The organism is Acutalibacter intestini (genome assembly GCF_034334985.1).
Lineage (GTDB): Bacteria > Bacillota > Clostridia > Oscillospirales > Acutalibacteraceae > Acutalibacter > Acutalibacter intestini.
The window spans coordinates 56,205-82,061 of record NZ_JAWXXL010000007.1; the positions used below are offsets into that span (position 1 = coordinate 56,205).

24 protein-coding genes and 1 tRNA gene are annotated in these 25,857 nt (G+C 49.3%); 16 read left to right on the forward strand and 9 right to left on the reverse strand.

The features are described from left to right. Positions 1–665 precede the first annotated feature (665 nt). The 4 genes from U8U68_RS07770 to U8U68_RS07785 all read right to left on the reverse strand — a co-directional run bounded on the left by U8U68_RS07770 (position 666) and on the right by U8U68_RS07785 (position 5,517). Complete coding sequence (locus U8U68_RS07770; RefSeq protein ID WP_322200263.1) at positions 666–2,045, reverse strand: S-layer homology domain-containing protein; 1,380 nt, start codon at positions 2,043–2,045, stop codon at positions 666–668. 161 nt (positions 2,046–2,206) lie between these two features. Continuing rightward, the gene (locus tag U8U68_RS07775) at positions 2,207–3,217 is read right to left on the reverse strand and encodes a GGGtGRT protein (RefSeq protein WP_322200264.1); all 1,011 of its coding nucleotides are present in this window, start codon (positions 3,215–3,217) and stop codon (positions 2,207–2,209) included. Between the two features lie 37 nt (positions 3,218–3,254). Beyond that, the gene (locus tag U8U68_RS07780) at positions 3,255–3,947 is read right to left on the reverse strand and encodes an iron-sulfur cluster assembly scaffold protein (RefSeq protein WP_120427247.1); all 693 of its coding nucleotides are present in this window, start codon (positions 3,945–3,947) and stop codon (positions 3,255–3,257) included. A gap of 289 nt (positions 3,948–4,236) precedes the next feature. After that, positions 4,237–5,517 carry an aspartate aminotransferase type Ic gene (locus tag U8U68_RS07785; protein WP_322200265.1) on the reverse strand — a complete coding sequence of 427 codons (1,281 nt, stop codon included), beginning with the start codon at positions 5,515–5,517 and terminating at the stop codon, positions 4,237–4,239. A gap of 335 nt (positions 5,518–5,852) precedes the next feature. Between U8U68_RS07785 and U8U68_RS07790 the strand changes: the two genes are divergently transcribed. Together U8U68_RS07790 and U8U68_RS07795 are read left to right on the forward strand one after the other, a co-directional pair. After that, positions 5,853–7,271 (forward strand): amidophosphoribosyltransferase, encoded by a 1,419-nt coding sequence (locus U8U68_RS07790; RefSeq protein WP_322200266.1) that lies wholly within the window; start codon positions 5,853–5,855, stop codon positions 7,269–7,271. Positions 7,272–7,421: 150 nt separating this feature from the next. Continuing rightward, positions 7,422–7,970: a flavodoxin family protein gene (locus U8U68_RS07795; RefSeq protein ID WP_331679112.1), complete on the forward strand. Its 549-nt coding sequence runs from the start codon at positions 7,422–7,424 to the stop codon at positions 7,968–7,970. Between the two features lie 78 nt (positions 7,971–8,048). Here U8U68_RS07795 and U8U68_RS07800 read toward each other — a convergent pair whose 3' ends face one another. The 5 genes from U8U68_RS07800 to U8U68_RS07820 all read right to left on the reverse strand — a co-directional run bounded on the left by U8U68_RS07800 (position 8,049) and on the right by U8U68_RS07820 (position 11,040). After that, positions 8,049–8,594, reverse strand: coding sequence for a Type 1 glutamine amidotransferase-like domain-containing protein (locus U8U68_RS07800; protein ID WP_322200268.1), 546 nt, complete (start codon positions 8,592–8,594; stop codon positions 8,049–8,051). Positions 8,595–8,685: 91 nt separating this feature from the next. Continuing rightward, entirely contained in the window at positions 8,686–10,080 is a 1,395-nt protein-coding gene (asnS, locus tag U8U68_RS07805) for an asparagine--tRNA ligase (RefSeq protein ID WP_322200269.1), read from the reverse strand. A gap of 34 nt (positions 10,081–10,114) precedes the next feature. Beyond that, entirely contained in the window at positions 10,115–10,576 is a 462-nt protein-coding gene (locus U8U68_RS07810; protein WP_322200270.1) for an 8-oxo-dGTP diphosphatase, read from the reverse strand. 29 nt (positions 10,577–10,605) lie between these two features. Continuing rightward, positions 10,606–10,887, reverse strand: a complete 282-nt coding sequence (locus U8U68_RS07815) for a cupin domain-containing protein (RefSeq protein ID WP_322200271.1) — start codon at positions 10,885–10,887, stop codon at positions 10,606–10,608. A gap of 66 nt (positions 10,888–10,953) precedes the next feature. Beyond that, positions 10,954–11,040 (reverse strand) — tRNA-Ser (locus U8U68_RS07820). A 176-nt stretch (positions 11,041–11,216) separates the two neighbouring features. Here U8U68_RS07820 and U8U68_RS07825 point away from each other — a divergent pair. The 14 genes from U8U68_RS07825 to U8U68_RS07890 all read left to right on the forward strand — a co-directional run bounded on the left by U8U68_RS07825 (position 11,217) and on the right by U8U68_RS07890 (position 25,823). Beyond that, entirely contained in the window at positions 11,217–12,767 is a 1,551-nt protein-coding gene (locus tag U8U68_RS07825; protein ID WP_322200272.1) for a Ppx/GppA phosphatase family protein, read from the forward strand. Positions 12,768–12,792: 25 nt separating this feature from the next. Continuing rightward, positions 12,793–14,889, forward strand: coding sequence for an RNA degradosome polyphosphate kinase (locus tag U8U68_RS07830; RefSeq protein ID WP_437124418.1), 2,097 nt, complete (start codon positions 12,793–12,795; stop codon positions 14,887–14,889). A gap of 97 nt (positions 14,890–14,986) precedes the next feature. After that, positions 14,987–15,367, forward strand: a complete 381-nt coding sequence (locus tag U8U68_RS07835; RefSeq protein ID WP_322200274.1) for a hypothetical protein — start codon at positions 14,987–14,989, stop codon at positions 15,365–15,367. A 145-nt stretch (positions 15,368–15,512) separates the two neighbouring features. Continuing rightward, entirely contained in the window at positions 15,513–16,589 is a 1,077-nt protein-coding gene (locus U8U68_RS07840; RefSeq protein ID WP_322200275.1) for a 6-phosphofructokinase, read from the forward strand. Positions 16,590–16,845: 256 nt separating this feature from the next. Then, a complete protein-coding gene (locus tag U8U68_RS07845) occupies positions 16,846–17,331 on the forward strand; it encodes a hypothetical protein (RefSeq protein ID WP_322200276.1) in 486 nt (161 codons plus the stop codon). Between the two features lie 56 nt (positions 17,332–17,387). After that, positions 17,388–18,260, forward strand: a complete 873-nt coding sequence (locus U8U68_RS07850; RefSeq protein ID WP_322200277.1) for a sugar phosphate isomerase/epimerase family protein — start codon at positions 17,388–17,390, stop codon at positions 18,258–18,260. 18 nt (positions 18,261–18,278) lie between these two features. Next, complete coding sequence (locus tag U8U68_RS07855; protein ID WP_322200278.1) at positions 18,279–19,277, forward strand: Gfo/Idh/MocA family protein; 999 nt, start codon at positions 18,279–18,281, stop codon at positions 19,275–19,277. 642 nt (positions 19,278–19,919) lie between these two features. Further along, on the forward strand, positions 19,920–21,122 hold the full coding sequence (gene ilvA / locus U8U68_RS07860; RefSeq protein WP_322200279.1) for a threonine ammonia-lyase: 1,203 nt from the start codon (positions 19,920–19,922) through the stop codon (positions 21,120–21,122). Between the two features lie 43 nt (positions 21,123–21,165). Beyond that, complete coding sequence (locus U8U68_RS07865; RefSeq protein WP_322200280.1) at positions 21,166–21,519, forward strand: hypothetical protein; 354 nt, start codon at positions 21,166–21,168, stop codon at positions 21,517–21,519. 215 nt (positions 21,520–21,734) lie between these two features. Then, entirely contained in the window at positions 21,735–22,430 is a 696-nt protein-coding gene (locus tag U8U68_RS07870; RefSeq protein ID WP_367575803.1) for a GNAT family N-acetyltransferase, read from the forward strand. Next, entirely contained in the window at positions 22,427–24,109 is a 1,683-nt protein-coding gene (gene ilvB / locus U8U68_RS07875) for a biosynthetic-type acetolactate synthase large subunit (protein WP_322200281.1), read from the forward strand. Before U8U68_RS07870 ends, ilvB begins: the two co-directional genes overlap by 4 nt. Positions 24,110–24,111: 2 nt before the next feature. Then, positions 24,112–24,621, forward strand: coding sequence for an acetolactate synthase small subunit (gene ilvN / locus U8U68_RS07880; protein WP_322200282.1), 510 nt, complete (start codon positions 24,112–24,114; stop codon positions 24,619–24,621). A gap of 51 nt (positions 24,622–24,672) precedes the next feature. Beyond that, the gene (locus tag U8U68_RS07885) at positions 24,673–25,290 is read left to right on the forward strand and encodes an MBL fold metallo-hydrolase (protein WP_322200283.1); all 618 of its coding nucleotides are present in this window, start codon (positions 24,673–24,675) and stop codon (positions 25,288–25,290) included. A gap of 14 nt (positions 25,291–25,304) precedes the next feature. Continuing rightward, entirely contained in the window at positions 25,305–25,823 is a 519-nt protein-coding gene (locus tag U8U68_RS07890; protein WP_322200284.1) for a GNAT family N-acetyltransferase, read from the forward strand. Positions 25,824–25,857: the final 34 nt, after the last annotated feature.

Consider the following 25,857-nt stretch of genomic DNA (forward strand, 5'->3'; position numbering starts at 1 on the left):
GAGTGTAGAAGTGGATCAAACCTTGGAATTGCTGGGTTTCCACACGCGATAAAGGAAAATGTTGAAAACGCATTGGCTTTTACAGAGAGCAACTGGGAGTCATTTCCTGTGTTTAATACTATAATACATTTCGATGGATTTTGCAAGAGCCAAAAATGAATATTTCCCCCTTTTTATGGGTAACCACAACATATTATGTCAATAAAATTATGTAAACCAATGTATAATGCAAGGGGTGAGTTATGGCGACGACCCAAATATGGTGCGTATAAAAATACAGCGCCCTAAACTCTGTGTTTGACAGACGCCTCTCCCCTGTTCTCGCGGTTAAAATTACAAAAAGCTATCAGAGATCTCTCTGGGAAAAATCTAAAAAAACCACAAGAGGTTTCAATACATCCGATTTGTGGGGGACCGCCTGTGTTTTTGAGCGCTTGTGCATTTTGATGTCAAGTGGTTTTGCTTTAAACCTCCAGAGGTGCTTCCTTTTGCGCTATCAGCGAAACACACAATTGTAAAGGGAAGCACTTGTAGCACTCTCCTTCCCTACTTCAATAAAAAATGTAGGTAGTTGCTGCCAGAACTCAACTACCTACAGTTTATAAGTGTTTTCTAATTTTTCAAACTCTAATATATTTACCTACTGTTTGAATTTTAGATTTAGATTATAAAATTTCACCATTGACCGTATAGGTTAACGGGGTATCATTATAAGGTTTAAAAAACAGATCCCATTTCAGTCCCCTATTGGGGGCATACTCTCCTTCTATTTCAGCATCACAGACAAACAACTCGCCATCTAGCTCAATCTCGGACCATCCATGCACCGTCCAATCCTGAAAGTCGTTGTAGAACTGTCCGGATATTCCTCGTGCCTGATACCCTAACTTTCGGGCTAACATGGTCACTAGTCCCGCATAGTTGTAGCAGTTCCCTTTTCCCGTTGTAAGAAGATCCAGCGCGAATTCAGCTTCCCATGCATCACTCCCCTCTTCTACCATCTCTGTTGGCCAGTACCTAAAATTATCACATACATAAAGATATAGAATTCTAAAATTTATTTTCTGACCCCAACGCTCTATTGTTTTTTGATTCACTAGTGTCGTTAGCTGTTCATCTAGTTCTATATTTCCTGTAGTATACTGACCGTTACTGTTAAAATCCAAAACACCTACTGAAGCATCACGTATGTATTCTCCACCTTCATCAACACAATAAAGCTCTCCGGACACGTTATAAAAGCCTGGTGTTCTTTGGGCCGAAGGACATTGAAAGTTGAGCCATAACTCATACTCTCCCTCTAGTTCATACTCGTGGTATAATGCCGCTTCCATAAGGTCATAATAAGCCCAGTGACTGGGCTGAAGATCAATTAGAAAGGGAAAACCAGTATCTGCCGCCGATTCCGGACTCGGTTGGCGTCCCGTAGCCCGGTTTACCAGTGTGGCAGCCTCTGCACGTGTGATATTATCTTGAGGACGAAAATTATTTTCTTCTCCACAAGAGAACCACCCCAGCGCAATTCCGGTAGAAATTTCTGAAAACGCCCAGTGGTCCTCTGGTACATCGCTATAGCGAATTTCAGTATCTTGGGGCGCAAAGAAGCGGCTGATTAAGACCGTGAACTCGCTTCTTGTCACCAAGCGATCCCCTTCAAAGCGAGTCCCGAATATTTCTAAAACGCCCATGCTGCCCATAGACTCGGCAAAAGGTCTATACCAAGCATCTTCGGGAATATCTACATAGAATCCATCTTTTCCAGCAGCTGGATTATCTAATATCTGATAGAGAAGGTAGGCTGTTTCGGCACGGGTAAGAGCAGCATTGGGACGTATCAAATCATTTTCATATATTAAATATGGCGCATGCACATCGCTTTTGAAACGAGCCCTTATGGGCGCTGTAGCTTTCTCTTCTTCCCCCAAATTGGTCCCCATGTCGAATACCACATCTTCCGATTCTCCCGTATTTGAGACTTCGGTATAACAAGATGTCAATAAAGCGCAGATCACAAAACAAAAAAATGCAACGATAACTTTTTTCACAGACCAGTTTTCCCCCAAAAATTCGACCTTTTAGGATAATATTAGCACGGACCACAAGAAATGTCAATCTAGTAGTTTACTCAAACTATATATTGTATCAAAACAATAAGGACCAGCATGGGAACATAACCATGCTGGTCCTTATTTATGCGAAAACAAATTTATTTATTCAAGCCTTCGTACACAGCCACTGCGCAGGCTACTGTAGCACCCACCATGGGGTTGTTGCCCATACCCATCAGGCCCATCATCTCTACATGGGCAGGCACTGAGGAAGATCCAGCAAACTGGGCATCACCATGCATACGTCCCATAGAGTCGGTCAGACCATAAGAAGCCGGACCGGCTGCCATATTGTCTGGATGCAGGGTACGGCCAGTACCGCCGCCGGAAGCTACGGAGAAGTATTTCTTATCATTCTCCAAAGCCCATTTCTTGTATGTACCGGCCACCAAATGCTGGAAGCGGGTGGGGTTCGTAGAGTTGCCAGTAATAGAGACATCCACGCCTTCGTGCTTCATGATAGCTACGCCTTCCAGAACATCGTTGGCACCGTAGCACTTAACAGCCGCGCGCTCACCGTCAGAGAAAGGCTTTGTCTCTTCCACCTTTAGCTCACCAGTGAAGAAATCATAATCAGTTTTTACATAGGTAAAGCCGTTAATACGAGAAATAATGTAAGCAGCATCTTTACCCAGACCATTTAGGATGATGCGCAGGGGCTCTTTACGAGCACGGTTAGCAGTTTTTGCAATGCCGATAGCTCCTTCTGCCGCAGCAAAGGACTCATGTCCAGCCAGAAATGCGAAGCACTTGGTCTCGTCGCGAAGCAGCATAGCACCTAGGTTACCATGACCCAAGCCTACATTACGCTGTTCCGCCACAGATCCAGGAATGCAGAACGCCTCTAGACCAACGCCAATAGCCTCGGCGGCCTCGGCAGCGGTTTTCACGCCCTTCTTGATGGCTATGGCGCAACCCAAGGTGTAGGCCCAGCCAGCATTCTCAAAAGCGATGGGCTGCACGCCTTTTACAATGTCATAGGGATCGAAGCCCTTCTCGTTGCAGAGAGCGCGGGCTTCCTCAAGACTGCCCAGGCCATACTCTGCGAGGCACTTCTCAATTTTGGGCATCCTTCTTTCTTTGCCTTCAAACATGACTTCGTTAGCCATTTAGTTGTCCTCCTATTTGAATTAAGTATGGTTTGGATTATTCTTCTCTGGGGTCGATATATTTAGCGGCTCCGTCAAACCGGCCATACTGGCCGATGTTTTTCTTATAAGCTTCGTCAGGGGAAACACCATGGCGGATGTCCTCCAGCATTTTGCCCAGACGTACAAACTGGTAGCCGATAACCTCGCCCTCTTCGTCCAGCGCCATCTTGATCACATAGCCTTCAGCCATTTCCATGTAACGAACGCCTTTGGCCCCTGTAGAGAACATAGTGCCTACCTGAGAACGCAGACCCTTGCCTAGATCCTCCAAGCCAGCGCCAATGGGCAAACCATCTTCAGAAAATGCGGTTTGACTGCGGCCATAGGCCAGTTGTTTAAAGATCTCGCGCATCGCTACATTGATAGCGTCGCACACTAGATCGGTGTTTAGGCATTCCAGCAGAGTCTTTCCAGGAAGGATTTCCGCGGCCATCGCGGCAGAGTGGGTCATGCCAGAACAGCCCAGGGTCTCTACTAGAGCTTCCTGAACAATGCCCTCTTTTACATTGAGCGTTAATTTACAGGCACCCTGCTGGGGAGCGCACCAGCCAATACCATGGGAAAGACCGGAGATGTCCTTAATCTCGTAGGCCTTCACCCATCTACCCTCTTCGGGAATGGGCGCGGGGCCGTGGTGAGGGCCCTTTTTTACCGTGCACATATTTTCCACTTCATGGGAATAGTTCATATTGGTACTCCTTTCGGTTTCATAGTGTTTTTGGTGCGGCCTGGTGACCTAAAAGGAGGCCAGGCACCGCCCAAAATACCCATCTATATACATTATAATATTAACGATGTCCATATTCAAGGCTTTTGACAAATTTTTTATGGAGAGCCGGTTAATTGGGGAAAGAAGGCGTTATGCTTTCCCAACCTATCAACCCTTCTTCATAAAAGAGAAAGAGCTTAACATATGTTAAGCTCTTTCTCTTTACACACAGTTCTATTTCAAAATAATCTGTAGGCATATCCTAAAACTAACCCCGATCTGCCAATAATTTTTCTGTAGCAGCCAACTTTATAGACACACATAACACTTTCATAGCTTGGGCCAACTCAGACTCTGGCGGGAACGACGGAGCGATGCGGATATTACTGTCATTAGGATCAGCCCCATACGGGAAAGTCGCTCCCGCGTCAGTTAGCACGACCCCAGCTTCTTTACATAGCTCTACCACTCGTTTGGCACATCCATTCATTACATCCAAATTGACAAAATATCCTCCGTGAGGGTCGCTCCACCGGGCAATGTCCAGATCACCCAACTCTTGCTTCAGGGCTTCCCGGACAATCTTAAACTTGGGCTCCAGAATCTTTCGATGACCTTTCATCAAGTTCCGTACTCCATTGGCGTCATGTAAAAACAATACATGCCGTAGCTGGTTTAGTTTATCCGATCCAATAGTCTGTACAGTAGTACGGGTCTTTAAATCAGCGATATTTCGTTTACTAGCTGCCAGTGCCGCTACACCAGCGCCCGGAAAAGAAATTTTAGAGGTGGATGCAAAAATAAGCACCTGATCCTCTGTCCCCTCTTTTAAACATTCCTCATAGATATTCAGCAAATGGTCAGGCTCGTCTGTTAAATCATGGACACAGTATGCGTCATCCCACATAATACGGAAGTCTTTGGCGGCAGGGCGCAGCCGGGCAAAGCGGCGTACAGTTTCATCTGAATAGGTAACGCCTGTGGGATTAGAGTACTTGGGCACACACCAGCATCCTTTCACACTCTCATCACGCACCAAGCGCTCAATCAGGTCCATATCCGGTCCAGTCTTTAACATGGGTACGGGAATCATTTTAATGCCAAAATATTCCGTTACGGCAAAATGCCGGTCATACCCCGGAACTGGGCATAAGAATTTTACATCTTTCTGCTTACACCAAGGATCCCATCCACCATAACCATGGGTATAGCCCTGGGAAATACAGTCAAACATCATTTGTAAGCTAGAATTATTGCCCAAAATAATCCCATCGGTAGGAACTCCCAACAACTCACTGAAGATGCTTCGCATCTCCGGTAGGCCGTTCCAAACGCCGTAGTTCCGACAGTCGTCTCCGTTAGAGTTGGCGAACTCACATCTTGCGTGTAATGCCTCCAATACTCCTAAGGCTAGGTCTAGCTGCTCTACACAAGGTTTGCCTCGAGCCATGTTTAGATTTAGACTCTGGGCCTTATACTGCCTATAGGTCTCAGCAGAGCTTTGATAGAGGGCTTTTATCTCGCTGTTGCTCATGGAAGTTAATTTCATTCTTAATCTCTCCTATGAATGAATTTGCCATTACTTTTTTCATTTTTTTGCCACAATACTACCCATTTTAATATATCTGCCTTAAAAATGCAAGTTTATTTTGACTTTCCTGCATTTTTTATGTTTTACACGATTATCTCATGTCTTTTTTCTATTTTCTGTACAACCTTTCAACTAGAACTATCTTCCCCAAAATTCCACTATTTTTTGCAGTTTTAAGGGCTAGCACTCCGTACTTAAATGTGATATAATATGTGCGTAAACCGTTTGTCAAATGACGAATTTTTCGGCTTGAACATTTGGTTCGGACGAATTTTAGGAAGGCAGGTAAAATTATGGGTGGATTTTTTGGGGTTGCCTCAAAGGAAGATTGTGTTTTCGATTTGTTCTTTGGAACAGATTATCATTCTCATCTAGGTACACGTAGAGCTGGCATGGCTGTGTATCATAAGGACCGGGGGTTTGATCGGGCAATTCACAATATAGAGAATTCCCCTTTTCGTACGAAATTCGACAAGGATGTTTCCACCATGCAGGGACAGCTGGGAATTGGCTGTATATCAGATTACGAGCCTCAGCCGTTGATTGTGCGTTCCCATCATGGGGCCTACGCTATTGTAACCGTAGGGAAAATCAATAATACAGAGCAGATCGTCACGGACCTTTTTTCCTCTGGCCACTCCCATTTTATGGAAATGAGCGGCGGCGATGTGAATGCCACCGAGCTGGTTGCCGCACTGATTAACCAAAAGGACAATTTAATTGACGGTATCAAATATGCTCAGGAGGCTATCGATGGTTCTATGACCCTTTTGTTGCTGACTTCAAAAGGGATTCTTGCCGCCCGGGACAAGCTAGGCCGCACACCGATTTCCATTGGACAAAAAGACGGAGCGTATTGTGTCTCCTTTGAAAGCTTTGCATATTTAAATTTGGGTTATACGTCTTACCGGGAGCTAGGTCCTGGTGAAGTGGCCGCTGTGACCCCCGAAGGAATACAGACGCTGGCCACCCCCGGCAAAGATATGAAAATTTGTTCTTTTCTCTGGGTATACTACGGCTATCCTACCTCTTCATACGAAGGAGTCAGCGTAGAAGAGATGCGTTATCGCTGCGGTGCCATCTTAGCCAGCAGAGATGATTTTGCCCCGGAAACCCGGCCAGACAATGTGGCTGGCGTACCCGATTCCGGTACCGCTCATGCTGTGGGCTATGCTAATGCCTCTGGTATCCCCTTTTCCCGGCCGTTTATTAAATATACCCCCACCTGGCCCCGGTCTTTTATGCCCACCATTCAGAGCCAGCGGGATCTTATTGCCCACATGAAATTGATTCCGGTCCATGGGCTGATTGAGGGCCGCAGCTTGTTGTTGATCGACGACTCCATTGTACGGGGCACCCAACTGCGGGAGACCACGGATTTTCTCTATCGAAGTGGTGCAAAAGAGGTCCATGTGCGTCCGGCCTGTCCTCCGCCTCTTTACGGCTGTAAATACCTGAACTTTTCCCGTTCCGCCTCTCTCGACGATTTGATCTCCCGCCGGGTGATTGCCGAACTGGAGGGTACCAACCAGCCGGAAGACATCCACCGGTACGCCGACCCGGAAACCGAAGAGTACCAGACTATGGTGGACGTCATTGGCAAAAAGCTGAACTTCACCTCCCTGCGCTACCATCGGCTGGATGACATGGTGGAGTCGGTGGGCATTCCAAAATGCAGGCTCTGCACCTACTGCTGGGATGGAAAAGAGTAGGCCCGTGAAAACCCTGATTCTCAACGGCTCTACCAAAAAAAACGGCGATACCCATGCGCTGGTGGATGCTTTCACCGGGGCGCTTGAGGGTGAGGTCCGGTCCATCACTTATTTTGACCATATCACCCCCTACCTGGACTGCCGCCGCTGCTGGAAAAGGCCGACTGCTCTATGGACGATAAAATGCAGGAGATCTATCCCTTTCTTGCGCAGTGTGACCATGTTTTACTGGCCTCCCCCATCTGTTTTTCGTCTCTAAGCGGGCCACTGCTGAATGTGGCCCGCCGGGTGCAGACCTATTTTGCGGGGCGCTTTTTTCGCGGCGAGCCGGAGCTTCTCAAACAGAAAAACGGTGTTCTCCTGCTGGCAGGTGCCGAGCCGGGCACAGAGCGGAAACTGCTGGAAACGGCCCGTATCATTATGAAGCATATAAACGCTGGACTTTCGTCGCGGCCATTTGCTCCATGCCTACCAATAAAGTGTCGGCCAAGAAAGATGAAGAGGCTCTTCGCGCCGCGAGAGACGCTGCCAAAACGCGAAACCAGCTTTATCATAAGATATAAAAAAATGCCCTCGGGAATGCCGGGGGCATTTTTTTATATAAGATCACTTACAGAATCATTTTTGAGCAAAGGAATGCCTTCAGGCGCAAAGCGATACTCTGTACTGCAAGATCTTGAGGCTTTGAATCTGGTCTAATGTCTCTGTCAGGTCAGAACGGTTACCACTGGACGGCGTAACCCTTTTTACGGCATCTATCTCGCAAGGGTTTAATGTTTATTCTATGATTGTAAAATGCTTCTCACCCAAAATAATGGCCTGTTCATTGCCCAAGTGGACCAGTTTGTCCCAGTCCAAGGGATACTTCCCCGGATTTTCGCAGTTTTCGCAATGGACATGCAGCGGGCATGACAGCAGGCCAAGATTGTCCGGCAGTGAAGCGGAAAAAATGATGCTGCCCGCACTTACGCCCAGAACGACCCCGCCTCTATTGATAAAGGCCAGCAGCTGTCGCCGGAAGCTCTGCTCATTGATGCGCCTGAGCAAATACTCTGTGTTGCCACCACAAAGGTACACTACGTCGGCCTCAATTTCCCCGGTCAAGGGCGTATGCAGATCGTTGACAAAAATATTTTTCCGCTGAATACCACACATAAGAAGATCATTCAAGCACTTAGGCAATACCTCAATGGCGTCTGGGTCCACCGCCGCTGTGGGAATGAACATAGCGGTTACCGCCTCCATTGGCTTGGGAAGCATGGAGAGAAATTGTTTTTCTATGGCTGGAGTTTCCAGTCCACAGGAGGTCAACAGTACATTCACGAAAAAAGCCTCGCTTTCTCTGGTGGTTTCCTGTTCATTATAGCAGGCCCACACCCAAAAAGCAAGGCTTTTATCGAACAAAACTTCTGTTTCAAAACTCCGCCACACCGGTAGTACGCGGGAAAGGCAACACATCCCGGATATTGGCAATGCCCGTTAGGTACATCACCAGCCGTTCAAAGCCAATGCCAAAGCCTGAGTGAGTACAGCCGCCAAAGCGCCGCAGGTCCAGATACCACCAGTAGTCCTCTTCTGTCAGGCCCAATTCTCGGATACGCTCTACTAGCACATCATAACGTTCCTCGCGCTGGCTAGCACCTACTAGCTCACCAATGCCTGGCACCAACAGGTCGGTGGCTGCCACGGTCTTGCCATCATCGTTCAAACGCATATAAAAAGCTTTGATCTCCTTGGGGTAGTCAGTGACGAATACCGGCTTGCCAAAGTGCTTTTCAGTCAGGAACTTCTCGTGCTCGGTTTGCAGATCTGCTCCCCATCTGACTTTATACTCAAACTCGTCGTTGTGTGCCTCCAGAATCTTCACTGCATCTGTGTAGCTCACCCGTACAAAGTCAGAGGAAACCACGTGCTCCAGGCGATCCAACAAGCCCTTGTCTACAAACTGATTGCAAAAAGCCAAGTCTTGGGGGCAGGCCGCTAACACATAATTTACCACATATTTGATGGTACTTTCGATGATGTCCATATCGTCATGCAGATCCGCAAAGGCGATTTCCGGCTCAATCATCCAGAACTCCGCTGCATGGCGCTGGGTGTAAGAGCGCTCTGCCCGGAAAGTGGGCCCAAAGGTGTACACCTTGCCAAAGGCCAGGGCCATGCATTCGGCCTCCAGCTGGCCAGAAACCGTCAGCGACGTGGGTTTCTGGAAAAAGTCCTCTTTATAGTCAATGCCGTCATCCTCTGTTTTAGGCAGGTCGTCCAGGTTCAGGGTGGTCACCTGGAACATCTCCCCCGCTCCCTCACAGTCACTTCCAGTAATGATAGGCGTATGAGCATAGATAAACCCGTTTTCCTGAAAAAATTTGTGGATGCCAAAGGCCGCTGCGGAACGCACCCGGAAAGCCGCGCTGAACAGATTGGTGCGGGGCCGCAGATGGGCGATGGTACGCAGGTACTCCACTGTATGGCGTTTTTTCTGCAAAGGGTACTCCGGCGCGGAGGGCCCCTCTACCTGAACTTGGGTGGCATGGATCTCAAAAGGCTGTTTTGCCTCTGGGGTTGCCAACAATTCGCCAGTGACAATCAGAGAGACACCCACATTTTGGGAAGCAATCTCTTTGAAGTTGTCAATTTTTCCCTCCTCAAAAACCACCTGTACTCCTTTAAAGGAGGTGCCATCGTTCAAGTCAATAAATCCCAGAGTCTTGGAATCACGAATGGAACGCGCCCAGCCGCATACGGTAACAGGTTTTCCCGCGTAAGCGTCTAAATCCTTATAAAATGCCGCAATATCATGATGCTTCATGCCAGAAACTCCTTTTATTAATTTCGTTATAAAATTACTCTAATACAATCTGCCAATCTCTTTCCGGATTCTCTCGATTGTAAGACAACTCGCTAAGTTCCTCTTCAAAGAAAATCCGAAAGGTCTCTTCCATGCCGCTGGATAAATTCATACTGGACAAATCAAAACGATTTATCCAGAAAACCTCCCCTTCTTCTGAAGACCTTAGTTCTCCAGAGAACGTATCGCATTTATATAGAAAGACAATGTATCGTCCCCCATCGTCCTCCATCCAGTTTTTGATACCGCATAGCCGCGGGTGAATTAGGGTTAGACCAGTTTCTTCTTGAATCTCTCGAATCACTGACTGGGTGATGGTTTCCCCCGGCTCCACATGTCCGCCTGGAAAGGTTACCCCCGGCCAGCCGTGCTCCGGCCGGCGGCGCTGCACCAACACTTCGCTGCCGCGATAAACCATGCACATGTTAGTCAGTTCCGCCTCAGTCTTTCTGGACATTCCCATTTGCGCCTCCATTCTTTAATCTGTTACCGGCCAAGCTTCCTCAAGGCGATCAACCCCAAAAGCAAGGTGACACCCATCATAACGATGACGCCGAATATAAACCCGTTGATAGTATCCTCTATAGCCCCGAAATCTTTGTCGTTCACTTCGGCGCGTATCGTATAAAGCGGGCTCAGCGCGCAAAGGCAGCAGGATAGGAATCCACTTCCCACCAGAAAGGCTTTCGGCTTCCGCCGCTTTACAAAAACTGCCGCGGCCTCAAGGCCCCAGGCGAGAAGCCCAAGCAACAGGATAACATAAATCATCCAGATACCCTCTCCATGCAAAACAAAAAAATAAGAGCGCCGGAAAAGCTCCGACGCTCTCTTAGTTGGCGGAGAGGATGCGACTCGAACGCACAATGCCTTGCGGCACACCACATTTCCAATGTGGCTCCTTACCAATTAGAATACCTCTCCGTATCCCGGCTTATGTATTATACCGGATTCTTTGTAAAAAATCAAGGGGTTTGAGAAAAAAATTTCCTAATGGTGAAATACCATAAAAAAGTCCTCAAAAAAATGCAATCTATATTTGAATATTTTTCCCCAGTTTGGTATAATGAAATCAGAATTTGTTTTGGGAGGGATTTCCTGTGAACAAAAAAGGTGCCACGAACCAAGCGGCGGTAATCGAAATTGGCTCTAATAATATAAAAATGCGGGTATCTCAGCTAGTAAAGGGAAAAATCCACACTTTAGACTATCTAAAATATCCCGTGCGGCTCGACCATGATGTGTTTGAAACTGGTACAGTAAGTTTTGAGAGCCTGCGCCAGCTTTCCTCTGCCTTGGGCAAGTTTTCCGAGGCACTTTTGTCCTATAATATAGAAAAGCCCCGGGTGGTATCCTGTACCGCTCTTTTGGAAGCCAGAAACCGCGCTCTGGTGGTGGACCAGCTGAAGGTCCGCAATAATCTGGACGTGAATATTCTGGACAGCAGCCAGGAAAAAGCCTATATTTTTTCTGAAATCGAAAACCATCTTGAGTCAGAGGAATCTATAAAGCAGGGATATTCACTGCTAGGGCATATTGGCTCCGGCAGTATCGGCCTGACAGTGTTTGATGGGGAAAAAGCCGTATACTTTCAGAACATCCCCATGGGTGCGCTGAAACTGCACGACGTACTGGGTAATTTGCGCCGCCAAGCTGAAGACTTTCACTGCATCCTGGAAGAATACATGGATACGGTCTTAAACCGCATGAACCTTTCTGGATTCCAGGTACAAAATCTGGTTCTGACTGGTTCGCAGATTGATTTGATTGCTAAGCTATGCGATAGCAAAAAACTCGGGTCGGTCCACCACATTGATTCTGAAAAACTGAAAACTCTTTATGATTTTGTCCGGCCTATGACGGCTGAAGGAATTGCTTTACACTATGGGATCACTGAGCACCAGGCTGCGCTATTATACACTGCCTTGTTTATCTATTGCGGCATGCTGCGCTTCTGTCCCCAGGCCAAAGAGCTTTTAGCCCCGTCGGTTGATCTTTCGGGGGCTATTCTACGACATATGCTTATCTCTAAGGCCGATGTAGAATGGGCCTCTTATCTGCGAAAAAACGCGATTTCCTGTGCGCAAACCGCTGCCCAATCATTCCACTGTGACTTGGCACATAGCCGGCTGATTGGAGAGTATGCCTGTAAGCTCTTTGATAAGATGAAGAAAGTCCACGGTCTGGATCCTTCTAAGCGGTTGATTTTGGAGTTAGCCGCCATTTTACACAGCTGTGGCAGTTTTATCAGCGTCCGCCAACACAACCGATGCACCTTTGACATTATCCGGGGCATGGATTTGTTCGGCCTCTCTGAGGAGCAAGTATTGGAGGTGGCCCTGGTGGCTGGCAGTATTACCGAGGCGGCCTCTGTCCAAGGGGTTCTTGAGTTGGCCTCCTTTTCTCCAAAGGAGCGGCTGGTGGTCTCCAAGCTTTCCGCTATTTTCCGGCTGGCTAACGCTATGGACAAGTCCCACCAGGAAAAGCTTCGTAATGTGAAGATCAGTCTAGATGACGACCGAGTACTGATCCGGGCTGAGTCCTCCTTTAATACCCTGCTGGAGCGATGGGATTTTGAAGAATCAGCCAAGTATTTTAAAGATGTGTTCGGGCTTTTCCCCGAGCTGGCAATAAAATTTGATATGATGTGAGGTGTGCGCTGTGGCAGAGAAAAAAATGCCCTACTATAACAGAGAACTAAGCTGGATGGACTTTAATGCCCGTGTGCTGGAAGAAGCCACAAAAAAGGAAAATCCTCTCATGGAGCGTTTGCGCTTTTTGGCCATTACTGGCTCCAACCTAGACGAATTTTTTATGGTGCGGGTGGCCGGAGTTAAGGCCCAAGTGAACTCTGGCTACAAGGCAAAAGACAAATTCGACTTGGCTCCCGAGGACCTTCTGAAAGAGCTGGAAGAAAAGACCCACCATTTTATGGAGCGCCAATATTCTTGTCTGCACCGCTCCATTGTGCCTGCTTTGGACCGAGCTGGTATCCGGTTTTTGTCATTTATCAACATGGACCAAGAACAGAAAGCTTATGCCGAGCATTATTTTAAGTATGTGCTCTTCCCTGTATTAACGCCTCTGGCTGTGGACGGCAGCCGCCCCTTTCCACAGTTGTCCAATAAGTCTTTAAATCTGGCTGTGCTGCTAAAAAGCAAAGAAGAGAAGGAGAAGAATTTTGCCATTGTACAAGTTCCCTCCATCCTCCCTCGTTTCCTGGAACTCCCCAGTAAAGAGGGACGGGCTTTTGTTCTGTTAGAAGATATTATCGCCGCCAATCTAGAAGAACTTTTTGAGCTGCATCATATTGAGGCTGTGTGTCCCTTTAGGGTGACCAGGGACTCTGACCTGGAGATCGACGAAGAGGCCGAAGACTTTATGAACGAGGTAAAAAAGTCCATCAAGCGCAGAAAGCGCGGACGTCCCGTGCGGCTGGAACTATTGCAAAAATGCGACAAGGACCTGCGGGGCTTTTTGATCGACATGCTGAAAATGAAGAAGAATGAGATCTACCAGCTGCCCGGCCCTCTGGACCTAACCTTCTTCGCTAAATTTGCTGGGATTAAGGGTTGTGAAGCGCTATGCTTCAAACCCATTATCCCAGTGGCGCCAGCCGATTTTTGGGGTTATACCGATATTTTTGAGGCCATTCGAGAGAAAGACCGCATGGTACACCACCCGTATGAAAGCTTTGACTGTGTAGTAAAATTCATTGAACAGGCGGCCGAGGATGAGGACGTACTGGCCATCAAGCAAACCCTGTACCGGGTCAGCGGCAACTCCCCCATTATTGCCGCCCTGATACGGGCTGCGGAAAATGGCAAGCAGGTTACTGTTTTGGTGGAGTTAAAGGCCCGGTTTGATGAAGAGAACAACATTAACTGGGCCCAGAAGCTGGAAAAGGCAGGATGCCATGTGATTTATGGACTGCATGGGCTAAAAACCCACTGCAAAATTGCCTTGGTAGTCCGCCGGGAGGAGGACGGTATTCGCCGATACCTGCATCTGGGAACGGGTAACTATAATGACTCCACCGCAAAAATCTACACAGATGTGGGCCTGTTCACCTGCAACAGCCAGTACGGGGCGGACGCCTCTTCCCTATTCAATGTCATTACCGGTTATTCTCGTCCACCGGAATACCACCACTTTGCTGTAGCTCCTCATGGCCTGCGTAGCTTTTTTGAGCGGCGCATCTGTTTGGAAACCGAAAACGCCCGTAAGGGCCTGCCCTGCGGCATTACCGCTAAGGTAAACTCTCTGGTAGACCCTGAAATTATTTCTCTTTTATATGAGGCCAGTCAGGCCGGGGTGCCGGTACGGCTGGTGGTCCGGGGCATTTGTTGTCTGGTCCCAGGGTTGGAAGGCATCAGCGACCATATTGAGGTAATCAGTATTGTAGGCCAGCTGCTAGAACACAGCCGGATATTCCGTTTTGAAAATGCTGGCGACCCCAAAATTTATATGGGCAGCGCAGACTGGATGCCCCGCAACCTGGACCGCCGGGTAGAACTGGTGTTTCCCATTGAGGACGTGGATCTAAAACAGCGGGCGTTCGAGATTTTGGAAACGCTGCTAAGCGACAACACAAACGCCCGGGTTATGCAGCCGGATATGTCCTACCAACATGTAAATCGTCGCGGTAAGAGCACTTTTAGTAGCCAACAGGAATTTTATCGCCATGCGCAAGAGCGTTTAAAGGGACTTCAGCATGTGGAGAGCGACAGCCCATTGATCCCCATTCACTCGGCTGAGGACGCAGGGCAATAAAACCAAGGAGCCAGTTGAAAAGGCATATTGAAAAGGAAGCTTATCTTCTGGATTGGAAACGCCGCTGTTGGCAAAATGACAGTGGGACAGGAATTTGATGAAGCTGACCGGCCTGCGCCTTTTCCACAACCCTATGACCATCGAGCCGGTGCTGGAGATTTTTGGCCAGTTTCACGCTAGGGCCATCACCCGATGCCGGGAGGTCATCTTTGAGGAATTCGCCCGCTCGGACCAGTACGGTATGATTTTCACCTATATGTGGGCCTTTGACCAGCGGTCCGACTGGGACGTGAAAAGCATCTTTGCCCCCTACGGCACGGAATTCTATTATGTGGAGCTGGTGGCCTCCCAGCGGGTCCGGCTGGAGCGCAACGCCACAGAGAACCGGCTGCAGAACAAGGCGTCGGGACATAGCGTGGTCCAACCAGAGGCTTTTGCAAGACGATGCCAGCTACCGCCTGGAGAGCCGGGAGGGTGAGATTCCTTTTTCAAATTACATGAAAATCGACAATTCCCAGCTTCCGGTGGATGCGGTAGCCAGGAAGATCAAAGAGCGGTTTTTGCTGTGACCGCGTGATTCTTTTACAGAGTATTTTTAATCAATCATTACCAGGAGGTTTTTTATGAAACGAGTAGGAATTCTTACCAGCGGCGGCGACTGTCAGGGCTTGAATGCGGCCATTCGGGGCGTGGCCAAAGGACTGTATGAGGAGTTCGGCAAGGACGTGGAGATCTACGGCATCAAGGATGGCTACAAGGGACTGATTTTCGGCGAGTACAAGCTGATGAAGCCTTCGGACTTTTCCGGCATTCTCACCTTGGGCGGCACTCTACTAGGCACTTCCCGCCAGCCCTTTAAGACCATCCGGGTCATTGACGAAAACAGCGTGGATAAGGTAGCGGCCATGAAAGACCACTACAAAAAAATGAAGCTGGACTGCCTGGTGATTCTGGGCGGCAATGGTACCCAGAAAACCGCCAACCTGCTGCGGGAGGAAGGGCTAAACGTGATTCATCTGCCCAAGACCATCGATAACGACATCTGGGGCACTGACATTACCTTTGGATTCCATAGCGCGGTGGAAATTGCCACGGACGTTATCGACTGTATCCATACCACCGCCACCTCTCACGGGCGCATCTTTATTGTAGAGGTCATGGGCCACAAGGTGGGCTGGCTGACCCTGTCCGCGGGCATTGCTGGCGGCGCGGACGTGATCTTGCTGCCCGAGATTCCCTACGACATCAACAAGGTGGCCAAGACCTTGAATAACCGCATTGACAGCGGCAAAAAGTTCTCCATATTGGCTGTGGCCGAGGGCGCTATTTCTAAGCAGGAGGCCGCGCTCTCCAAGAAGGAGCTAAAGAAAGTCAGGGCCGAACAGAAATATCCCTCCATTGTCTACCGCATCGCCGAGGAACTAGGAGACAAAATTGACAATGAGATTCGCGTCTGTGTGCCCGGCCACTTCCAGCGGGGCGGCAGCCCCTGCGCCTACGACCGGGTACTATGCACCCGCCTGGGCGCTACTGCGGCCCGGTTCATTAAGGAAAAGACTTTCGGCGTGATGGTTGGCATGGTAGGCGGCGTCACAGTACCGGTGCCCCTGGCCGACGTGGCCGGAAAGCTGAAGTCGGTGCCTATAGATTGTGACGAGGTCAAAGCGGCCCGGCAGATCGGCATCAGCTTCGGCGACTAGTAGGAGAATGTTATGGCTTTTTGGGAAAAAATGGAATTCATTCCATTCCCCAATGTTCGTATTGTTGGGCACGAAGTGACATGCTCTCTTGACCCGATAAGGAAAAATTCGGTTCCAGCTCTTTGAAATTGGCATGCTAAAGCAGTTTGCCCTTAGCTCTGGAGAGCTGCACCATTGGCTGGAGCTCTGAGGTGTACCCGGACGATCTGTTATATTCAGCCGTGCAAGGAAAACTAATTTTCAGGAGGTTTCTCTCATGGACTATCGTATCATTTCCCTGCCTTCCTTTACCGCTGTGACTTCCGGCCCGGACCCGGACATGGACTTTTCTCCCCAGGGCCGGCTGGGAAAATTCAACGCTTATTTCAGTGCCATCACCCCCTCCCCCAGAGATGCTTTTATGCCCCGGGACTTCCTATTCTTTAACGCTGGGGCCGGTGGGCTGGAATGGTGGTGGGCCCTTGAGGAGGGAATGCCAGACGGCGGCTTTCCAAAGGTCTTCTTTGAGGGCGGTATTTATTTGACCTATACCTACCGGGACCATGACCAGGAGGAGAATAACCGGCTTTACCAAGAGGCCGTGGCTTTTGTCAACAGCAGCGCGGTTTTCCAGCTGGACGAGCGGCCCGGGCACTACTCCATGGGGCATATTATCACGCCCCCGCAGGTCATTCCGGCCCAGGGCTTCGCCCTGATGGAGTGCTTCGTGCCCATCAGACTAAAGCAGGACTGCAATCTATAAATCTGTAGCCCCAACCAATTTTATAATATATCATGCATCAAGAAAGGAAAATCATTATGAAATTCTCAGTTAGCCTTTACAGCTTTTTCCCGGCCTTGCAAAAAGGTGAACTTACGCTGCTAGAATGTGTGGCCAAGGCCAAGGAACTGGGCTTTGATGCCGTGGAGGCCGTAGACTTTGTGTTTATGTGTTCTCCAGAAGAAATGCCCCAAAAGGCCCGAGAGCTGAAAGCCGAGGCCGACCGGCAAGGCCTGGCCATCTCCTCCTTCGCGGTGGGCGCGGACCTGCTTAACGGCATCAACGGCAGCGGTGGCGGCAAGGCGGAGATTGAGCGGGTTAAGTCCATGGTGGACATTGCCGCGATTTTAGGTGCGCCCCGTATGCGCCACGACATCACCTCTGGCAAAAAAGGCGCTCCTTGCAGCTACGCCTCCCTGGTGCCGGAGCTGGCCCAGGCGGCACGAGAGATCACCGAGTACGCCGCTGGCAAGGGGATTATGACCATGACCGAGAACCACGGCTACTTCTCTCAGGATTCCCAGCGGGTGGAGATGCTATATAACGCCGTGAACCACCCCAACTTTGCCCTGCTGTGCGACATGGGCAACTTTATGTGCGCCGACGAGGACCCCGCCCTGGCGGTGGCCCGGGTAGCCCCCTATGTAAAGTACGTCCATGCCAAGGACTTTATTTGGAAGAGTTATAAAGACGCCAACCCCGGCGAGGGAGCCATTCCCACCCGGTCCGGCAACTATCTGCGGGGCACTGTCATTGGCCACGGGAATGTGCCGGTAAAGCAGTGCCTGCATATCTTGAAAGCGGCGGGGTACGATGACACCGTGGCCATCGAGTTTGAAGGCCTGGAGCCCTGTGTGGAGGCCGTACGCATCGGGCTGGCCAACCTAAAGCGTTACTGGGAAGAAGCCTAACGCAGAAAGGATGCTTTAATGTTAAAATTTGCCACCATTGGTTCCGGCTGGATTACCGATGAATATATCCACGGAGCAAAAGATAGCGGCCTATGGGAGCTGGCCGCCGTCTATTCCCGAGACCCCGCCCGGGGGCGGGAATACGCCCAAAAGCATGGGGCCAAGCTGGTCTTTACCGATTTGCGGGAGCTGGCCCAATCGCCAGAGATAGACGCGGTCTATGTGGCCAGCCCCAACGCGGCCCACTATGAGCAGTGCAAAGCCCTGCTGTTGGGCGGTAAGCATGTGGTCTGCGAAAAGCCCCTTTGCGCTCAGGCCTGTAAAGTTAAAGAACTGGTAAAACTTTCAGAGGAAAAGGGCCTGGTTTTTCTGGAAGCCATCATGTTTCTGCACCAACCCCAGCTGAAAAAATTGGAGAACGCCATGAGCCAGATTGGCAATATCACCATGGCGAAGTTCGACTTCTGCCAGCGTTCTTCCAAGCTGGACGCTTACCAAAGAGGCGAACTGCCTAATATCTTTAATCCCCAGATGGAAACCGGTGCTTTAATGGACCTGGGCGTTTACTGCGTCTACCCGGTTCTGCACCTGTTTGGGCCGCCTGTTAGCTATCGGGTGGAGCGCACTCTGCTGGAAAGCGGCGCCGATGCCAACGGCGCGCTGATCCTGACCTACCCGAACGGGCTGGTCACCCTGACCTATTCCAAAATTAGTCAGGCCGGGGCCAACTCAGATATTCAAGGCGACCGGGGAACCATCACCATCGACTCCATCTCCAAACTAAACGGCATGGCCCTGCACCGCCGGGACGGTACGGTGGAGCTGCTGCACGGCGAGGACGAGAAATATAAGCTGATGGGCAACGAGGCTAGGGACTTCTACCGCTACATCACTCAGCCGGAGGCCAGCCGCCAAGAGTACGCCAACTGCTCTCAGATGAGCGTGAAGGTGGCTGAATTCCTGGAGGATGTGCGTCGGCGGTCGGGGATCTCCTTCCCTGGCGACCAAGAGGCGTAAATAGCGGCCGAACCGCTTATCGAGACGAACGCTTTTCGCGCTCATAAAAAAGGATCCCACGGGGTCCTTTTTCTTTTTGTCGCACCGCACAAATAAAATACGCGGCGGTGCCGATGGATTATGGCGCGTGTTTGCTCTTAGACCGATTATATCATTATGCAAAGCCGGTTCTACCTGACTCTTGACAAATTCCCCTACCAGTGGTATAGTATCTATAAATAACCGCAAAAGCTGTGGTGTCTTATTTATCGTCTTGCCCTTTTAAAGCAACGCGAACACCGAAATCTAAAAAGATTTTTGGGTGTTTTTATAGCAGACGAGATATGCCAAGCATAAACCGCAGCCCTGTACAAGGAGTGTATTCCACTCTTAAATTTCGAGAGCTTATTTCAGCCGAAAAGAAGCTTGGTATTAACGTTAATGGCTGCCCTTATTTCGGTTTGTAAAGCCAAAAGTACGGGAAGCACATAAGGGTTACGTATTTAGCAGGCGGAACACCTTGAAAATACGGGGTTTTCGGAAGATAGCTAAGATAAATATGAATTTTTCCAGCGAACAAGTTGCACCCTTCAAAGCTTTGAATGGGTGCGCAATTATTATTTGTGCAATTGTGCTGGGAGTTTTACAGAATGGGGAATTCACATGCTTACTATCGACAAAATTTTTCACGCTTCTGTTGTATTAAAGAACATCATTCGTCAAACAGCCATTGTTCATACAGAGGGTATTACCGAAACTTGTTCTCTGTTTCTGAAACCGGAAAATTTGCAAAAAACTGGTTCTTTTAAGTTACGGGGTTCTGGCTATAAAATTTCTATGCTTTCTGAAGAGGAAAAGAGCCGGGGGGTTATTGCCTGTTCAGCAGGTAACCACGCCCAGGGGGTAGCCTTGGCCGCAAGTAAAAGTGGTGTAGAGTCGCTGATTTGCTTGCCAGACAGCGCTCCTATCTCTAAAATTGAGGCCACAAAAAAGTATGGCGCCAAAATCTGCCTAGTAGAGGGCTGCTATGACGACGCGTATAATCGTGCCTTAACACTGAAGGAAGAGCGCAACCTCACCTTTGTGCATCCCTTTGATGATGAGGATGTGATAGCCGGCCAGGGGACTATTGGCCTGGAGATTGTCCAAGAGATCAATGACATTGACGCAGTGATTGTGCCCATTGGTGGTGGTGGACTTATTTCTGGCGTGGCCTGTGCCATTAAGTCAATGAACCCTTCTATTAAGGTATATGGTGTTCAGGCTGCTGGCGCTCCTAGTATGTTTCAGTCTCTGCGGGAAGGCTCGATCGGTTGTTTAGAGAATGTTTCTACTATTGCGGACGGTATTGCCGTAAAACAGCCAGGAGAAAATACCTTCCAACTGGTGCAGAAGTATGTGGACGACATCGCTCTAGTTAGTGAGGATGAGATTTCTTCGGCTATTCTGGCCCTGATCGAAAAACAGAAGATGATTGCCGAGGGTGCGGGTGCTGTGTCTGTAGCAGCGGCTATGTTTAATAAGTTCCCCATTCAGGGTAAGCGGGTGGTTAGCCTAGTCTCTGGTGGCAACATTGATGTAACGATTCTCTCTCGAGTCATTGAACGGGGCCTGATGAAATCTGGCCGGTCTGCCACCTTAGTTATTGAGCTGATTGACAAGCCCGGCCAACTGAAGGATGTTTCCCGTATTATTGCCGACTGCGGTGGAAACGTAACCAGTGTGCAGTATGAACGGGCTGGGGAGATCGAGAGCATTACCGGCTGCTACCTGCGCATTGGCATGGAGACCCGGAATTACCAGCATGTGGAGATGATTGCTCAGGCGCTAACGGACAATGGATTTAAACTAATTGAACGGGTGTAATAGAGCTTAAAGCGTTCTACCTGCATTTTTGGAGAGAGACATTATGATGAATACCTCCAATCTGCTGGAACGGTGGCGCGGCCTCTTTGAAAAAGGGGAATCGTCTCCGATGATTGCCAGGCTTTACTGGCAGCCAAAATCTATGCCGGAAGCTCTCAAAACAGACGGCTCATTCACTATACAAAAAATTCCCAGCATAGAATCACTGAAAGCGCTGGATTCCCAGGATCTGCTGCCGGTACTTTTAAACACGGAGAGCTTCATCTTCCAGGGAGCGAACCACTGGTTTTCTCCATTTATTAAGTCAGCCGCAAAATATACCTTTATTTTGGCTTTTCTTCCTCCTTCTGAAACCTTTTCTCAGGTGATAGAGGGTATGGCGACGCTATCATTGTAGTGTTGATTGACTATAAGTCACTGGAGCTGAGTCAGAGGCTTTCGGATATGATTCCTATTGGGCTTATCGATGTGGACGAGAGTATTCTCCATACCTGCCACTTTGGCTTCGGCAACGGCAGGGTTCACTTGGGTCTGGCGATTGATTTAGCGCACCGTCTATGTCTATTAAGGGAACTTGTTTAAAATCCTATTCATTAACAGGAGGCGAATCACATGAATAAGAAGTTATGGAAGAGTTTGGCCTGGACCGCTGCCGGGGTACTGGCCGGGGTCGGCTATGCAAAGCTCACAAAGAAGAGGCGCGAGGAAGAAACACGGCTGACAGGAGGCCTGCGAGGCTCCGGCACGGTCATCATAGAGACGGACAGGCTGGTTCTGCGGGAATTCACCCTGGAAGATGCACCAGCAATGTTTAACAACTGGGCCCATGACCCAGAGGTCACCCGGTTCCTAATATGGCCGCCCCACAAAGACGTGGACGAAACCGAAGAAATCCTTAGCAGCTGGATTGAGCGCTATGATGAAGGCAACTATTATAACTGGGCTATCGAGCTGAAAGAAATCGGCCAGGTAGTGGGCAGCATCTCTGTAGTGCAGCAGGATGACCGGGCCCGGCGTGCCCACATTGGCTATTGTATGGGCAAAACCTGGTGGCACCAAGGCGTTATGAGCGAGGCCCTGTCTGTTATCATCGATTTCCTCTTTAGCGAGGGCTACCAGCGTATTGACAGCCGCCACGACGTGAGAAACCCCCACTCCGGCGACGTAATGAAAAAATGCGGAATGTGCTATGAGTGCACCATGAAAGGCTACGACTGGAATAACGCTGGAATTTGTGATACGGCATTTTACGCCATATTGGCTGAGAACTACTATAACAAAAATAAACGTAGGGAGGAAAGCACATGATCTTATCCGGCGCGGATATTATTGTAAGAACTTTGATTGAACAGGGCTGTCAGGTAGTGTTTGGCTATCCTGGTGGGCAGATTATCAACGTGTATGACTCGCTCTATAAATACCGAGACGAGCTGCGCCATGTGTTGGCCGCCCACGAGCAGGGCGCGGCCCACGCTGCCGACGGCTATGCCCGGGTTAGCGGCAAGCCCGGAGTGGTGATCGCCACCTCGGGCCCCGGCGCCACCAATCTGGTTACTGGTATTGCTAACGCTTACCTGGACTCAGTTCCCATGGTAGCCATTACTGGCAATGTGCCCGGCTCCCAGCTGGGCACCGATAGTTTCCAAGAGATTGACATTACGGGTATTACCTTACCTATCACGAAGCACAACTATATTGTAGGTAGTGTAGAGGAGTTGGCCGATACCATCCGTGAGGCTTTCCGGCTGGCGATGTCTGACCGGCCGGGTCCTGTACTGGTAGACGTACCCAAAAACATTCAAATTGCTACCTGTGAGTACCAGCCCCTACCATCTGTGCAGGCCGACCCGAAATTTTCCGCCAAGGATGTTCGTATTCAGCAGGCTGTGCAGTGTATTAACAGCTGCCACAAGCCCTATATCTATTTTGGCGGCGGTCTGATTAATTCCGGTGCGGAGGAGGAGCTTTTGGCTCTGGCGGACAAAATCGATGCGGCCATCGGCTGCTCCTTTATGGGGATTTCCGGGGTGTCCACTCATCATCCCCGTTTCTTAGGAATGCAGGGAATGCACGGACACTATGCCTCTTCCATGGCGATGCACAACGCAGACTGTATCATTGCCTTGGGAGTCCGTTTCAATGATCGAGTTACGGGCAATCGAGCCAAATTTGCTACTAAAGCGCAGATTGTTCATATTGATGTAGACGGCGCGGAGCTCTCGAAAAATGTGACTCCCGCTCATGCTTTACGAGGGGATCTGAAACTTACCCTGCAAAAGCTGCTGCCCCTCATTCAGCAGAAAGAGCATCCCCAGTGGCAGCAAGCCATAAGTCAGCTGAAAAATGACGAACACTGGTCCTTAGACCATCGAGAGGGCATGACACCCCGGAACATCTTAATGGCCTTAAATCAATATACCGGCGGTGTGCTTCCTGTGGCTACCGACGTGGGACAACACCAAATGTGGGCTGCCCAGACCCTAGAGTTTGCCCAGATTCGGCGGTTTGTCTCCAGTGGAGGCCTGGGTACCATGGGTTTTGGCATGGGTGCGGCTATTGGCGCACAGATTGCGGCTGAGCAAATAGTGCCAGGGCAGTCTGCTGTACTAGTAACAGGAGACGGAAGCTTTGGCATGTGCCTGAATGAACTGGCTACGGCTGTACATGAAAACATTCCCCTAGTCATTGTACTGATGAACAACGGTGTACTGGGCATGGTGCGTCAGTGGCAGACTCTATTCTTTGACAAACATTATTCCAACACTATCTTAGACCGTAAAACAGATTTTGTGGCTTTAAGTAAGGCATTTGGCGCAGACGGTGTCCGGGCTACCACCCTAGACGAGCTGGACGCTGCCTTGAAAAAAGCCTTTGCCGCCAAAGCGCCCTATCTGGTAGAGTGTATGATTGATAAAGACGAGTTTGTTTTGCCCATGCTGCCTCCTGGAGGATCTATGGACGACATAATTGTGAAAGTGGGTGACTGAATATGCCGGGATTTACATTAGCTGTTCTGGTAAAAAATGAATTTGGCGTGCTAAACCGGGTAACCAGCATGTTCCGGCGCAGGCGTTTCAACATAAAAAGTCTTAGTGTTAGCGAAACGGAGTCAGTCACTAAGTCCCGGATTACCGTTACTTCGGACGGCGGCGGAAGGGAGAAGAACCAGCTAATCGATCAGTTGTACAAACTGCCAGTGGTAATTTCTATTTTAGAAATTCAAGAGGAGGATTCCATTACCTGCGAACTGCTGCTTCTGAAAGTAGAAAATCGTCCGGAGTTCCGTAGCGACGTACATGCAGCCGCCGAGGCCTTTGGGGCGAAAATTGTGGACTATACCCGGGACTCAGTTGTCATGCAAATGGTGGGCAGTTCTCGAAATATTGACGCCTTTATTGATGTGATGCGAGACTATACGGTTCTTGAGATCTGCCGCACTGGCGTGATTTCTCTGGAACGCGGAAGCGCTATCATGGAGAAAAAGACAGAAATTTATTAATAGAAACCTTATGAAAGAGTGATTTCTATTTTAGAAAAAGAGGCGTTACAAATGATGAATTTAAAGTGGCTGGGACATTCCTGCTTTCGGGTAGAATGTGACAGTTATGTGATTATTATCGATCCCTTTGCCCCTGGCAGCGTACCCGGGGTTCGGGACATTAAAGAAAGCGCTCAGCGCGTTCTTTGTAGCCATGAACATTTTGACCATAACTGCCGGGACGCGGTAAAGCTGGTGCCCTATAACGGAGAACCACCCATTCGAGTGACGCCTCTTCCCTCTTTCCATGACAACTGCGGTGGTATGCAGCGGGGAGAAAATACTATTTATTTACTAGAAGGCGGTGGCGTACGCGCGGCACATTTGGGTGATGTGGGCTGTATGCCCACGCCTGAAGTGATGGACCAGATGAAAAACCTAGATGTTGTGATGTTACCAGTGGGTGGACATTATACCGTGGGTCCCCAGGAGGCTAAGGCCATTGTGGACGCAATTCAGCCCAGAGTGATTATTCCCATGCACTACCGGTCTGCCTTTTTTGGATTCGACGTGATCGGACCTGTAGAAGACTACTTAGCTCTGTGTGGCAAATGGATTCATTATGACAAGAATAGTATTCAGGTTGGTCTTCACATGGAGCCGCATACCGCAGTACTTACCTATCAATAAGTGGGGGCGGTTATATGCATAGAGATTCTATTTCTTTGGAGTTGCTTACAGAGGAGAATTTCCCCTTGGTCCGTACCATTTGCCGGAAGGATATTCCCGAAGAGTATGTCGATACAGTGGATAACCTGATGGAACTAACTCGTTACGGAAACGAGCACCACTGTCTAGGCCACACCTATGTGGTGAATTACGAAAAGAAATACATTGGTATCCTTCTTTTAGGGGAGGCGATTCCCTGGGAGACCGACCCGGAGGAAATGAGAGAAGTCCCTTTTTACCGCTTGATGGGATTTGTTTTGGATCAAAACTTCCGAGGCCAGGGCATTGGTGGTGCTGTGCTGGAAATGGCGGTTCAGCAAGTCTATAGAGACTTCGGCCCCCGTCCCATTTCCCTGGGATGTCATAAAAACAACCGAGCGGCCGAGCGATTTTATCTGCGCCATGGCTTTGTGAAAACACAAGCTATGGAAGGCAATGATTATTACTTTTTTCGGTATCCAATTCCCGAGACCAGCTCGGAGAAAAATAGCTAATACGTCAGCATATTCAAGGTTTGCCGCTGGCCGA